Source organism: Sodalis sp. RH24, assembly GCF_047324145.1.
Classification (GTDB): Bacteria; Pseudomonadota; Gammaproteobacteria; order Enterobacterales; family Enterobacteriaceae; genus Acerihabitans.
In genome coordinates this window covers 2715297-2728029 of the sequence record NZ_CP178729.1, presented here as the reverse complement: position 1 = coordinate 2728029, position 12733 = coordinate 2715297, and the positions used below count along the sequence as shown (strand labels likewise).

11 protein-coding genes are annotated in these 12733 nt (G+C 57.0%); 7 read left to right on the top strand and 4 right to left on the bottom strand.

Features of this window, described 5'->3' with window-relative positions; genetic code table 11:
- The first annotated feature begins 164 nt into the window (after window positions 1-164).
- Entirely contained in the window at window positions 165-827 is a 663-nt protein-coding gene (locus tag ACL2XG_RS12545) for a DUF3313 domain-containing protein (RefSeq protein ID WP_410012208.1), read from the top strand.
- A 217-nt stretch (window positions 828-1044) separates the two neighbouring features.
- On the opposite strand, the gene ACL2XG_RS12540 is transcribed toward ACL2XG_RS12545, so the two are convergent.
- Entirely contained in the window at window positions 1045-2253 is a 1209-nt protein-coding gene (locus ACL2XG_RS12540) for a conjugal transfer protein TraF (protein WP_410012207.1), read from the bottom strand.
- A 474-nt stretch (window positions 2254-2727) separates the two neighbouring features.
- On the opposite strand from ACL2XG_RS12540, the gene alkB reads away from it, so the two are divergent.
- From alkB to ACL2XG_RS12515, 5 genes are all read left to right on the top strand, one after another.
- Complete coding sequence (gene alkB / locus ACL2XG_RS12535) at window positions 2728-3375, top strand: DNA oxidative demethylase AlkB (protein WP_410012206.1); 648 nt, start codon at window positions 2728-2730, stop codon at window positions 3373-3375.
- A 274-nt stretch (window positions 3376-3649) separates the two neighbouring features.
- Window positions 3650-5095: an MFS transporter gene (locus ACL2XG_RS12530; RefSeq protein ID WP_413722051.1), complete on the top strand. Its 1446-nt coding sequence runs from the start codon at window positions 3650-3652 to the stop codon at window positions 5093-5095.
- Window positions 5096-5490: 395 nt separating this feature from the next.
- Window positions 5491-5910: a DUF2382 domain-containing protein gene (locus ACL2XG_RS12525; protein ID WP_410012204.1), complete on the top strand. Its 420-nt coding sequence runs from the start codon at window positions 5491-5493 to the stop codon at window positions 5908-5910.
- A gap of 31 nt (window positions 5911-5941) precedes the next feature.
- Complete coding sequence (locus tag ACL2XG_RS12520) at window positions 5942-6805, top strand: YsnF/AvaK domain-containing protein (RefSeq protein ID WP_410012203.1); 864 nt, start codon at window positions 5942-5944, stop codon at window positions 6803-6805.
- A 525-nt stretch (window positions 6806-7330) separates the two neighbouring features.
- Window positions 7331-8353 (top strand): hypothetical protein, encoded by a 1023-nt coding sequence (locus ACL2XG_RS12515; RefSeq protein ID WP_410012202.1) that lies wholly within the window; start codon window positions 7331-7333, stop codon window positions 8351-8353.
- Between the two features lie 206 nt (window positions 8354-8559).
- Here ACL2XG_RS12515 and ACL2XG_RS12510 read toward each other — a convergent pair whose 3' ends face one another.
- Window positions 8560-9303 carry an SDR family oxidoreductase gene (locus tag ACL2XG_RS12510; protein ID WP_413722052.1) on the bottom strand — a complete coding sequence of 248 codons (744 nt, stop codon included), beginning with the start codon at window positions 9301-9303 and terminating at the stop codon, window positions 8560-8562.
- Between the two features lie 100 nt (window positions 9304-9403).
- Here ACL2XG_RS12510 and ACL2XG_RS12505 point away from each other — a divergent pair, with 100 nt between their 5' ends.
- Window positions 9404-10342, top strand: coding sequence for an AraC family transcriptional regulator (locus tag ACL2XG_RS12505; RefSeq protein WP_413722053.1), 939 nt, complete (start codon window positions 9404-9406; stop codon window positions 10340-10342).
- On the opposite strand, the gene ACL2XG_RS12500 is transcribed toward ACL2XG_RS12505, so the two are convergent.
- Window positions 10292-11506 carry an MFS transporter gene (locus tag ACL2XG_RS12500; RefSeq protein WP_413722054.1) on the bottom strand — a complete coding sequence of 405 codons (1215 nt, stop codon included), beginning with the start codon at window positions 11504-11506 and terminating at the stop codon, window positions 10292-10294. The two genes, ACL2XG_RS12505 and ACL2XG_RS12500, sit on opposite strands and share 51 nt — an antisense overlap.
- A 201-nt stretch (window positions 11507-11707) precedes the next feature.
- Window positions 11708-12610, bottom strand: coding sequence for an AraC family transcriptional regulator N-terminal domain-containing protein (locus tag ACL2XG_RS12495; RefSeq protein ID WP_413722055.1), 903 nt, complete (start codon window positions 12608-12610; stop codon window positions 11708-11710).
- Window positions 12611-12733 lie beyond the last annotated feature (123 nt).

Here is a 12733-nt window from a genome sequence, read left to right as displayed (position 1 = left end):
AACCGTACGGTACTCTTTAAGAGAGTGTCAGTACCGTACCTCCCGGGGCCGGTATTGTAAAGCCCCGGCCGGTGGCACGCCAAACCGTACCCGTAAGGATCATACGGCCTATTAACCGCGCCTTCAGTCCGATTATCGGTGGCATTTTATACAGGATTACTGACATGTACACATTTTACCAGGCCTATCGTCCGGCAATGCTGACGCTAACCATGCTATTAGCCGGCTGCGCGGGAAACCCGCCTGTGCAGTACGCCGGTATCGATTCCTCATCACAGCTGCGGCCCAACACCGACGACAAGGCATACCGCATCCCTTACCGGTATTCGGTTCCGGTCGATTGGAATAAATATACCAATATCATTATCGAACCGGTGGTTGTCTACCAGGGCGCGGACGGCCAGTTTGACGATATGCCGCAGAAAGACCGTCTGGCGCTGGCCAACTATATGCAAGATAAATTCAGCGCAGCGCTCAGGCCGCGGTTTAGGGAAGTTATCACCCCGGCGGCCAATACCCTCAGGTTAAAACTGACGTTAACCGGGGCGGATACCACGACGCCGTTTATCGGCACCTTCACCAAATTCGATATCGGCGGAGGCCCCTATAACATAGTGCAGTCCATCCGGGGTAAGGAAGGCTTAATGAACGGTTCCGTGAATTACGCGGTGGAAATTTATGACGCCAACACCCATCAACTGCTGAACGCCTTTGTCGCCAGGCAATACCCGAACGCCATGAACGTCAGCGCCAGCATCGGGGCGCTGAGCGCCGCCGAAGTGGGGATTGATAAAGGCGCGGACGAACTGGCCGCCATGCTGCAATAAGTATGATCCAGGCATAAGGGCCGGCCCGGATCTGCGTTGCGACCGGGCACGGCCTTTATTTTTAGACTACCGGAGAAACGTTATGAACAACCTATTCTTGCTGGGCTTAATTGCCGCCACTTTTCTGTTGAGCGGCTGCATTTGCCTGGGATGATCTGGGCTGCGTCCTTGCCTGATAATGCGCCCGTAATGCCATGCGTTTGATGACAGGCTGGTATCAGAAGGTATAACTCAATTGCGCGACCGCGCCATAGGTGCGGTCTTCACCTACCAGGCCGGTCACATCCAGATGAACCACATTAAAGGGCGACAGGCCAAAGCCGGTGGTAAAGACATTATTATCGCTATGACGCATATCCGCGCGATAGCCGGCACGCAATTGCACCCATGTCCAGGCGTTGATTTCGGCGCCGACGCCGGCGTATTGGTTTTTCTCCCGCGCCGAGAAACCACTGGCAGGGGTCAGGTCGATATCAATGGCGCTGGTGAAAAAACCGTTGCTCCAGGAGGTGCCGGCGGTGATCTGCGGGCGTATGTTAAAACTGTCCCGCACTCCGTCTACCTCTTTGGTCTCGACGCTGCGCGCCACCAGGTTCTGCGCGGCCAGGCCGGCAATCCAGTCCGGTGTGATATTGGCGGACAATCCCAGGTCGATATTGGCCCCGTTTTCCGTGCGCCGGAACTCCTCGTTGCGAAAATCCGCTTTATCGTAGTGGTTGATGGCGACATTGTAATTATAGGTGGCGACGCGCTGCAGCTTCGGCGTAATGCCTACCGAGAAAGCATGATCGTTCAGGGTGAATGGCAGGGCCATGGCCACGCCGTATTCCGTCACCAGCGCGCCCATCCCTTCGGCGCGTGACGTCAGCTTGTCCAGATCCGCCGGCACCGGCCTGATCAAGCCCGCCTGGACGGCGTCGAGGTACGCCAGGTCGCGATTGCTGACATCGGCTTTGACGTTGGCCGTTGCCCAATCCCTGGCGACCAGGGCGAAGGGCAGGATCGGGTTGGGTACGGCAATCACGCCATTCACTCCGGCTTCGGCCTTGCCTTTATCGCCGGAGACCTCGCGCAGGGCGTTCTCAAATCTTTTTATCGAGGCGGGCGAGCCCGTGCCTTTGTTGGCGTCGTCTTTTAATCTATCCCAAGAGGACTGTACGTTATCGAACCCATCCTGCAGGTTATCCGGATCCGACACCCTGACGCCCACGGCCGGGAGGATGATACTGATAGCATCATCCTCGCCGTAGCCGGTCAACAGCGCCGGATTCACCAGCGCCGCCGCGCCGTAATGAGAGGATGCCACTCCGGTGCCGCCCATGGCGTCATTACGCGCCTCGCTCCAGGTGCCGGCGGCCAGCGCCGGGGAAATGGACGCCAGCAGGCCGGCGGACAGCAATATATGGGTAATACCGTTACGACTCATCGTGATATGACCTTATCTATCAGAAAAATAAACTGCGGTAAAAGCCATCAATTCATTTCTCCCTTAAATAAATTTCCAGCCGGGTATTTTTTTATCGGCAGCGGAAGGGAATTCATTAATCGTTTGAAACAATCGCGGGCATTCTGACGAATATCAGGCAGGGTAATATATCTACTTAAGCAAAATAGGATGAGCTGACGCGGGGGAATATTGCGCTTTGTTCAAGCGGAAGTAGGGCGGGTGGTTTGGAATGCGGCGTAAAACGTTTTTTGCAAGGGGTAATAAATGATTATTTATTCACAGATGAAATTTTTTTTTATTATATTAATCATTGATAGGATATTGAAAGAACCCGAGGGTGATAAAAAGGCGGATCATCAAGACGCTTGCTGCGCGCAGATCGCTGACAATGATACTGGACAATTGGCGTCCGGCGGCTAGAATAAATACTGGGTATACATACAGGGTAAGCCGATGACAATCGATCTGTTCGAGGATGCGCCGCCGCCGCCGTGGCACGAAACAATCGCCCCCGGCGCGGTGGTACTGCACGGATTTGTCCGCGACCACGGCCCGGCGCTGCTGGCGGCGGTCAATAGCGTGGTGGCGCAGGTGCCGTGGCGGCATATGACCACGCCGGGCGGCCATGTGATGTCGGTGGCGATGAGCTGGTGCGGCAATGGCTGGACCAGCGACAGGCGCGGCTACCGTTATTCAGAGCGGGATTCCCGGACCGGCAAGCCCTGGCCGCCCATCCCGGCTATCTTGATGGCGCTGGCGGATGAAGCCGCCGTAGCGGCCGGTTTTGGCCGTTACGTGCCGGATTCCTGCCTGATGAACCGCTACGATCCGGGCAGCAAGCTCTCCCTGCACCAGGATAAAGACGAACATGACTTTGGCGCGCCCATCGTCTCGGTTTCGCTCGGCCTGCCCGCCGTCTTTCAATTCGGCGGCCTGCAGCGCAGCGACCGCGCCCAGCGTATCCCGCTGGCCCATGGCGATGTGGTGGTATGGGGCGGGCCGTCCCGGCTGAATTATCACGGCATCCTGCCGGTTAAGGAAGGTTTTCATCCGCTGGTGGGATCCCACCGCATCAATATTACGCTGCGCAAGGCGCTGTAATGCTAATTTCAGGCCGCGCGTTTGCCGCTTTTTTTTATCTTTGCAACGCGCGTGCCTGGGGAGTTCTCCGCCTGTATTTTTCGCCATTACCCACATTGATTGCCATGCGTTATATTCACTTTCCGGTCGGGTCGATCGTATTTTTGTTTTAACCCCCTATGAAAATTAGCTGACAAAACCGCTCGAATATTCAGGCGGGCTGGTATAACATCTTTTCAGAGTTATCATACCTTTATAGTGGCTACATTGTTTCCGTTAAGGCAAAGGGCGTTTTATGGCTTTATCTGATTCAAATTCTGAAGATACGCCCAAACAGGACGCCGGTTCGTCACGTATCTCAGGAATGGCGCTCTTGGTTGCCAGCGCCTTTTTTATGGAATTTCTTGACGGAACCGTGATTGCAACCGCATTACCCGATATGGCGAAGGCATTCGGCGTATCGGCCATCGATCTTAATATCGGCATCAGTGCCTATCTCCTGACGCTGGCCGTGTTGATCCCCGCCAGCGGCTGGGTAGCCGAGCGCTTTGGCGCACGGAATGTTTTCAGCCTGGCGTTGCTTATCTTCACTGTCTCGTCGCTATTGTGCGGATTAACGCATACCGTCACGCAATTTGTGCTGATGCGTATTTTACAGGGTATCGGCGGCGCCATGATGGTGCCTGTGGGGCGTCTGGTGGTATTGCGCACCACGCCCAAAGATCAGCTTATCAAAGCCATCGCCACCCTGACCTGGCCGGCGTTGGTCGCCCCCATCATCGGCCCGCCGCTCGGGGGATTTATCACCACCTATGCAAGCTGGCACTGGATCTTTTTCCTCAATGTGCCTCTGGGCGCCATCGCGATCACCCTGGCGTGGATCATGATGCCGAACAAGACGCCGGAAGAAAAGCAGCCTTTTGATGTTATAGGTTTTTTTTCATTAGGCATTACCATGCTGTGCCTGGTGGCCGGGCTGGAAATGTTCAGCCAGGAAAACATTAGCCCCGTTAATGCCGTTGCTTTAATCGTGACCGGCCTGTTAACGCTGGCCTGGGCTATCAGGCACCTGCTGCGCGCCAGGGCGCCTTTGATCCGGCTGCGGCCGCTGTCGGTGCCGACGTTTCGCATTACCATGCGGGGCGGCTTCGTGTTACGCGCCACTATCAGCTCGGCGCCCTTTATGCTGCCGCTGATGTTCCAGGTCGGCTTTGGCCTGGACGCGTTCCATGCCGGCTCGCTGGTACTGGCGGTATTTGCCGGCAACCTGGCGATGAAACCGGCCACCACGCCCCTGATTCGCTACTTCGGTTTCAAAAAACTGCTGCTGGGCAATGGCGTGATGTGCGTGCTGTCGCTACTGTTTTGCGCGTTCCTGACGCCCGAGTCGCCAAAGATGATGACCCTGGTTCTCTTGTTCTGGGGCGGGCTGAGCCGCTCAATGCAATTTACCGGCATCAGCTCGCTGGCTTTTGCGGATGTTCCGCCGCAGGAAATGAGCTCCGCCAATACGCTGTTCAGCACGTCGCTGCAGTTGGCAAGCGGTCTTGGCGTGACCCTCGGGGCGTTGAGTATCCGGGTTGGCGCATGGTTAACGGAGATTCTGGCGTTACCGCCCGCGCCGGGCATGGCTTTCCGGCTGGGATTTGTGGTTATCGCGTTAATTACCGCCCTGGCATTATGGGATATCGCCAAGCTCGAACCCCATGCGGGCAGGAATGTCTCCCAAAAGGCACGGTAGGCCGCATAACCCCCTCCTGCGGTCTATCAAAGGTTGTCCGTTTTAGGGTCCATCGCTTAATGGTTATGGCCGTGGCCGGGCATAAACCCGCGTCCATCCGAGACGTACAACGGCTCGATCGCTCCCCCCGCTCCTTGCCGCCGGCGGTGAAAATCCTGTGCTTTTCTTATCCTTGACAGGTGGGCTTACTAGTTTAAATCACAGGATTTTAATACTTTTTTACAATTGTACCCGCTGCGTTCCATTATTTTCTAAAGAATAAACTATGCTTATAACTATCACATTAATGATTTTAATCATTCAGTAAAATAGCAATAATGCTTTTATAATCTCATGCTAATTAATAAATTCTAAGTATGTTGAAGTTAAACTTCGGCGCCGCCTCAGGAGCAGATATGGATAACAAAAATGCCCCGGACTCTGACCGCCAGGATAATGATAATAAGATTATTCCGCTGGCGGAAGAACATGCCGAATTAAACATTGCCAGAGTGGTGGACCGCCGGTTGCGCGTGACGCGCACCACCCACTCGGAAGAACAACTGCTGGCAGCGGAATTATATCAGGAACAAATAGATATAGAGCATATTGCTAAAAATGAAGAACTGGAAGAAGGCAGGTTCCCGCCGATCCGGCAGGAAGGCGATGTCATGATTATTCCTGTTATTGAGGAGCGGGTTGAAATTATCCGCCGCTATATTCTTAAAGAAGAAGTGCATATACGGAAACTGAAAAAGGAGACGCCTTTTCAGGAAAAGGTAAATGTACGCCGTCAGGAAATAAATATTATCAAAGATGATGAAGAAGAACGATAACCGTAAACCCAAGCAAGAGGAGGATTCTACTATGGCCCATGAAAAAATAGTGACCGCTTTTAAGGCGTTACAGCAGGCGCAAGTGGCGAAAGAGAAACTGATCGCAGAAGGTATTGCGGAACATAATATCGATATCATTTCTGGTGAAAGACTGCGGGTAAAAGACAAGGAAATTCGCCATCCCAGCTTCTGGCAGCGATTGTTTGGCGATGATGTCGATGATGATTATGCCACTGAATATACCCGGGCCGTGCAAACCGGCGGGGTTCTGCTGACGGTGCGTGTGCCGAAAGAAGATGCCGACCGGATAGAAACGCTGCTGGATCAGTTGGCGGATGATTACGTTTCTTCCGGCAACACGGATACCCCGGCCTACAATCGCGGGCTGCCAGGCGATACCGGCGCGGTTTATGGCCGTACGGCGAGCGCCGGCGTGGACACGGGCGCGGCCGGCACCATCCCCCCGGTGGCGACCGGCGGGGCGCTGGAAACGGAAAACCGCGAGTCCCTGAAGCTGGCTGAGGAGCAGGTGGAGATCGGTAAGCATCAGGTCAGCGACGGTACGGTGCGCGTGCGCCGTTATACCATTGAAGATGAAGTGGCCGAGGATATCTCCTTATATGACCAGCATGCGGATGTTGTCCTGCGCGCGGTGGACGAACCGGTGTATCTGAGCGATGTCGACTGGTCGGAAAAAACCATTGATATCGAGGAATCCCATGAGGAGCCTGTGGTGAATAAAACGGCGCGGGTCAGGGAAGAGGCGGCGATTCGCAGCGAAGTGAACGAGCGCGTGGAAACGGTAAGGGATACGGTGCGCCGCCAGGAAGTCGATGTGGAAAAAAATGACGCGAACCGTTTTGCCAGCGATAAATCCCCCGGCTTGCATAAGTAAATTCCCATCAGCGGCGCTTCGCTGCCCGCGGCTGAGTCATCGGTCTGGCCCGGGCGGTTTTGCGCCCTGACGCCGAACCCGCTGCCCTGGCGGGGCGGCGTTAAAAACTTATGTATCCGCCGTCTGTAAACCTGGCGGCATTGTCCTTCATTACTGTCGGACGGGCTTAAAAATCAGCGCTATGGCTAACAAACCCGCGGTGTCGTCAGGCTGGATTATTTGGCCACATCGGCAACCGGTTCGTGTAATTCGATGTAATTCATTGATTATATAGATATATCCTGCGCAGGGTGCTTGCGGTCCTTTACCCGTGGACAGTAATTAACGCTGTTTTTATCAACAATTCCTGCTTTGGCTAAGTTATGTAAAGATTTGTTGGTGCATTTGCCATTATATGACTAACATTAAAAAAGCTAATGTTAGGTTGTCAAAAAAAGGCAATCATTGGCGGGCGAACGCAGGATTCTGCTCAATCTGAACTGCGATTACACCATGAGAAGTTTAGCGATAAAGGGAGATTTTCACATGAGCGAAAGACCAATCACTACATCCGATAATTACCATGAGACATGGGTTGAGCCGGTAACCGGTGTCCCGTTGAAACGTATTTCGTGGAGTGCCATTTTCGCTGGTGTCATTATTTCGATGGTGGTCTATTTACTGTTGGCCATACTGGGTACGGCCGTCGGCGCCAGCACCATAGATCCCTTGAAAGAAAATAACCCCTTTGACGGCCTGGGTACCGGCGCGGCCATCTGGACCGGAGCCAGCATGCTTATCGCCATTGCGGCGGGCGCCTATGCCAGCGGGCGTCTGGCCCAGCGCGAAGGGGCGCTGCATGGTTTATTGATGTTCGGTGTGAATACCTTGATTTGCGCCTGGTTCCTTCTGGTCGTGTTGAATAACGCCATGAGCGGCGCCATGAGTATTGCCGGCACCGGTTTGCAAACCATCGGCAGTGGAATATCCGCCGCCGCGCCTTCGGTAACACAAATGGCGAAAGATAAGCTGGCGGAAAATAATATTAATCTCGACAGCGTGCAAAATGAACTTGAAACGACACTGCGCCAGACGGGTAAACCGGAGCTTCAGCCGGAGAATCTGCAAAATAAAGCCCAGGGCGAGGCTAATAATGCCCAAAATCAGGCGTCTGATACCGCTAATCATCCGCAGACAGCCGATACGGATGTCGCTCAATTTATTCAGGGGCTGATCCAGCGCAATGAAACCACCTTCCAGGCCGCCGATCGCGATGCGCTGAAAAACATCATTAAAGCGCGAACCGGTAAAAGCGATCAGGAAGCGGAGCAGATTGTCGATCAGACGGAAAAAAGTTATCAGCAAGCCCGCGCAAAATATGAAGAGCTGAAACAGCAGGCGGAGCAAAAAGCCCGTGAAGCCGGTGATAAAGCGGCGGCCGCTACCGCTAAAGCCAGCTGGTTCACCTTCTTTATGTTAATTGTCGAAGCGGTTCTGGCCGGGGTCATGGGCATGGTAGGGCGCCGCACGCAGCCCCGCCCGGTGACCGAGCGTCAGCGTCCGCTGTAAAGGACCCATAGCGTAACGGCGGGTGAACGTTCTGCCCGCCGTTGATAATCTATAACATGCCCGGCCGTTGTTTTCGTGCAAGCTGGGCTCGCCACAGAAAATCCTTATCATCCGGGCGGCCTGTTCATTTTTCTGCGCTGCCAAAGCCTCAGATACTGCAACCTATGGCCGGATGGCGCCAACGCGCTTTCGTTTCGGCCATCTGGTTACTGTTCAGCGGCCCAGAGTATGGCATCGGCGCCTGCCGGGATACGCATTGGGCTGGCGGGGTCGGTCGCCGCGCGCCATACCGCCTGCGCCACATCCTGTGCATAGGTGATTGGGCCGGACTCGCCGAACGACGCGAACAGGTTTTTCACCAGCTCGGCATAGGCCTCGTGGTCAAGGCCCTCCGTATGGGGCTGCGCGTTATCGGCGAAACGGGTTTCGGGCGATCGGCCCGGCAGCACCAGATGGGCGCGCACGCCAAATTGTTCGACCTCCGCGGCCAGCGACTCGGTGAACGCATTTACCGCCGCCTTGCTCGCCCGGTAAGCGCTGAGCAGCGGCAGCGCCTTATAAGTGACGCTCGACGTAACGTTGACGACGACGCCGCTCTTGCGTTGTCTGAATTGCGGCAGCACCGCCTGGGTCAAGGCCATCGTGCCGAAAGTGTTGGTCTCGAAGATTTCACGCACCGTCGCCATCGGCATGCTTTCCAGGGGCGCCGCCGCGCCGACGCCCGCATTATTGACCAGTACGTCAATCGGCCCGGCAGTCGCCACGGCCCCGCGAATACTCTCTGGATCGGTGACGTCAAGGGCAAGTACGCGCAGGTGTTCGGCAGGCGGCAGGATATCTTCGCGCGGTGTGCGCATGGTGGCGATAACCCGCCAGCCCTGGTCGAGGAAATGGCGGGCGATTTCGAGGCCGAAACCGGACGAACAACCGGTGATCAGGACTGTCTTCATAAAAACTCCTTACTGAGTGGGTGGCGATGTCCCGATAATAGACGCTGGGGATCGTACTCGCTACAATCAAAAGTCCATATTTCATTTGCAGGAGTCCGATATGATCGATCCGCTCGCCGAGGTCGTGACCTTGCTGCAGCCGGGCGCCGGGTTCGCGAAGGTGGTCGCCGGCGCCGGATCCTGGGCCATCAGTCGTACAGCCGCCGGAGAGCCGTTCTATTGCGTGATCCTTGAGGGCGCGTGCCGCCTCGCGGTGGACGGGCATGCGCCGATCGCGCTGCAATCGGGCGACTTCGCCCTCATCCCCTCGGCCTACGGCGTGGCGATGTCCAGCGCCGTGCCGCCACCGGCCGGCACCGAGACGCTGCCCGTCGAGCTGGGCGCGGGCCGGTTCAGGATTGGCCGCGAGGAAGGCCCGGCCGACCTGCGCATGCTGGCGGGCCATTGCAGCTTTGGCTCGCCGGACGCGGCCTTGCTGGTTTCGCTGCTGCCGCAGCTGATGCACGTGCGCGGCGAGCCGCGGTTGGCCACCCTCGTGCAACTCGTGAGCGAGGAAACGCGCGAGCAGCGCCCGGCGCGCGAGGTGGTGCTGGCGCGCCTGATCGAGGTGCTGCTTATTGAAGCGCTGCGATCGACCGCGGGCACGGCGGCGTCTCCCGGCCTGGTGCATGGCCTGACCGACTGCCGCCTCGCGGTCTCGATCCGGGCGATGCATGAGCGCCCGACATATCCCTGGACGGTGGCGGAGCTGGCGAAGGCGGCGGCGCTTTCGCGCTCGGCGTTCTTTGAGCGGTTCAGCCGCGCCGTGGGCGTGACGCCGATGGAATATCTGCTTAACTGGCGCATGGCGATCGCCAAGGATCTGTTGCGCCGTGAGCAGGGCAGCATTGCCCAGATTGCGGAGCGCGTCGGCTACAGCTCCGCAAGTACTTTCAGCGTGGCGTTCACGCGCCACGTCGGGATGGCGCCGACACGCTATGCGCGGCTGTCATCCGCAGGGGAAGGTCAGCCTGGCATGCGTGGCGGAGGCGGCACGTAGCGTGCCCAGGCCGGACAGCACGACGACCACCATAACCAGCCCCGCGGCAACGGCCACGCTGAATCCTGCCCGCGCGCCATAGGCGTCGACGATCTGGCCGGCCAGCGCGCCGCCGAGCGCGACGCCGACGCTGATGCCCGTCGTCATCCAGGTCAGGCCTTCGGTGAGCCTGGACGGCGGCAAAATAATGGTGCCGAGATTCAGGACGATGACCATCGTCGGCGCGAAGGACATGCCCGCCACAAAGATCATTGCCATCATGATATAGACATCCGGGGAAAGAATGGGCAATACGGCCGTGAGCGCCGTCGCCAGTATTCCAATAAGGAATTGCCTGTCAATCGCTATGGCAGTCCTTAACGCGCCGAACGCCAGGCCGGCGGTCATCGAACCGAATGCGTAGGCCGCGAGGATGAAACTGGCGGCCGTCGGCCAGCCTTGCGCGTTGGCGAAGGCAACGACGGCCACATCGATGGAGCCGCCAATCACGCCCATCGCCAGCAGCGCCAGCACGATGATACGCAGGCCGGGGAAGCGCAGTGTCGAGATCCCGCTCTTGCCGTCGCTCTTCGTCGCCTTCGGCTCCGTGCGCCGCTGCAAAAGAAAGGCCGTCATGCCCACCGCCAACAGCAAGACGGCGGCAAGAGGTCCGGCTTCGGCGAAAAGGCCGGTGCTCAGGCCGATGGCCAACGGCGGGCCGACAATATAGGCCAGTTCCGTTAGCACCGAATCAAGGGAAAAGGCGGTGTGTAATTGCGGTTTGCCGCGAAACAGCCCCGTCCAGCGCGCCCTTATCATGGCGGGCATGTTCGGCATCGTACCGGCCAGTGCGGCAAGGATAAACAGCAGCGGAGCGGGTGCCGCCATATGGGCGGCAATCATCAGCGCCAGCAGCATAGTGATACTGAAGGCGGTAACAATGGGCAGTACCCGGCTTTGGCCGTGTTGATCAATGCGTTTCGATACCTGGGGGCCGATAAGCGCGTTCGCCAGCGTAAAGGTGGCCGCCACCGAGCCGGCCAGCCAGTAAAGCCCCCGCTGCTGCACCAACATCGTAATGATACCGATGCCTACCATCGCCTGCGGCAGGCGGACAATGGAACCCGCGACGGCCAAGCCCACGACGCCGGGGGTGGCCAAAATGTCGCGATAGTGATTTGCCATGATTTCTCCAAAATGTCATCCAGCGCCGATTAGAATCCCGTAGTGCCGTTAAGAATGCAAGCAAGCGGGTTAGTCCCTGCCTGATTCGCCGTTGCCGGGGTGACTTTCATAGAAGGGCTGGCTATTGATGGGTGTTATTTGCCGATGGCATTGTTGCTCTTTTGCCGCTATCCGGGGCCTATTGCAGAATGTCTGTTTTTCCTAATGGGTCTCGCGCACATGGATAACCTTGCGCAATTGGGCCACATCTTTCAGGGGCGGCAGGCCGAAGATGCGGGCGTAATCCCTGTTGAACTGGGGAACGCTTTTGTAGCCCACTTCTTGCGCAACAAAGGTGACGCTCTGTTGCCTGCCTAATAACATCGTCCTGGCATGAAGCAGCCGCACGCGCTTTTGATACTGTAACGGACTCATGGCCGTGACGGCTTTAAAATGGCGATGAAAAGCCGAGACGCTCATCGCCTCCCGCTCGGCTAATGACGCAACGATAAACTCTTCGGCGAAATTATGCCTTAACCAGCGGATGGCATTGCCGATACGGGCCAGCATGGTGCCCGGCGAGGCGATGTCCCTCAGCATCCAGCCATGCGGTCCCTTAAGCACATGGTAAAGAATTTCCCGTTCATAGCCCGGAGCCAGCGCGGCGATGTCGTCAGGGGTGGTCATCAGGCGCAGCATTCTGACCCAGGCATCAAGAAGTTCCGCCGTCACGGAGGCGACGGAAAAACCGCCTTCCGGCCTGTTTTTCAGGGCCGAGGGCGGTAAATCATCCAGCAAGGCGGCGACACGCTGCGGTTCTATGGTCAGGCTCACGGCCAGATAGGGCTCCCCCGTCGCGGACGGATGAACCGCGCCCACCGCGGGTAAATCAACCGACATCACAAAATACGAGGCCGGGTCATAGTTAAAGACCCGTTCTCCCACCGTCATCGTTTTGCTTCCCCTGAGGATCAGGTTGACCATGGGCTCATATACCGCGGCAAGCGCCGCTGGCGGAACATTCCCCTGCACCATCGCCACGCGTGGAATGCCGGTTTCCGTGCGCCAGTGACTGGCATGTGCGGCCAGGCCGCACAGCTCGTCAAGCTGGGATTGCAACGCCATGTCCCACATCCTCGGCATCTGTGTTTAAAAAGAGCATAAAGCAGAAACAGGTAAGAATCGAGCAGGAAAACGGAAGCGCTTGTGCCGTCCTTCCTTTACTCTCACGTCATGGCTGGCAAAGAG

What these genes read in the sequence shown, in the direction of transcription:
- ACL2XG_RS12545 (WP_410012208.1), top strand. Translation starts at nt 165, where the DNA reads ATGTACACATTTTACCAGGCCTATCGTCCGGCAATGCTGACGCTAACC.
- ACL2XG_RS12540 (WP_410012207.1), bottom strand. Translation starts at nt 2,253, where the DNA reads ATGAGTCGTAACGGTATTACCCATATATTGCTGTCCGCCGGCCTGCTG.
- alkB (WP_410012206.1), top strand. Translation starts at nt 2,728, where the DNA reads ATGACAATCGATCTGTTCGAGGATGCGCCGCCGCCGCCGTGGCACGAA.
- ACL2XG_RS12530 (WP_413722051.1), top strand. Translation starts at nt 3,650, where the DNA reads ATGGCTTTATCTGATTCAAATTCTGAAGATACGCCCAAACAGGACGCC.
- ACL2XG_RS12525 (WP_410012204.1), top strand. Translation starts at nt 5,491, where the DNA reads ATGGATAACAAAAATGCCCCGGACTCTGACCGCCAGGATAATGATAAT.
- ACL2XG_RS12520 (WP_410012203.1), top strand. Translation starts at nt 5,942, where the DNA reads ATGGCCCATGAAAAAATAGTGACCGCTTTTAAGGCGTTACAGCAGGCG.
- ACL2XG_RS12515 (WP_410012202.1), top strand. Translation starts at nt 7,331, where the DNA reads ATGAGCGAAAGACCAATCACTACATCCGATAATTACCATGAGACATGG.
- ACL2XG_RS12510 (WP_413722052.1), bottom strand. Translation starts at nt 9,303, where the DNA reads ATGAAGACAGTCCTGATCACCGGTTGTTCGTCCGGTTTCGGCCTCGAA.
- ACL2XG_RS12505 (WP_413722053.1), top strand. Translation starts at nt 9,404, where the DNA reads ATGATCGATCCGCTCGCCGAGGTCGTGACCTTGCTGCAGCCGGGCGCC.
- ACL2XG_RS12500 (WP_413722054.1), bottom strand. Translation starts at nt 11,506, where the DNA reads ATGGCAAATCACTATCGCGACATTTTGGCCACCCCCGGCGTCGTGGGC.
- ACL2XG_RS12495 (WP_413722055.1), bottom strand. Translation starts at nt 12,610, where the DNA reads ATGGCGTTGCAATCCCAGCTTGACGAGCTGTGCGGCCTGGCCGCACAT.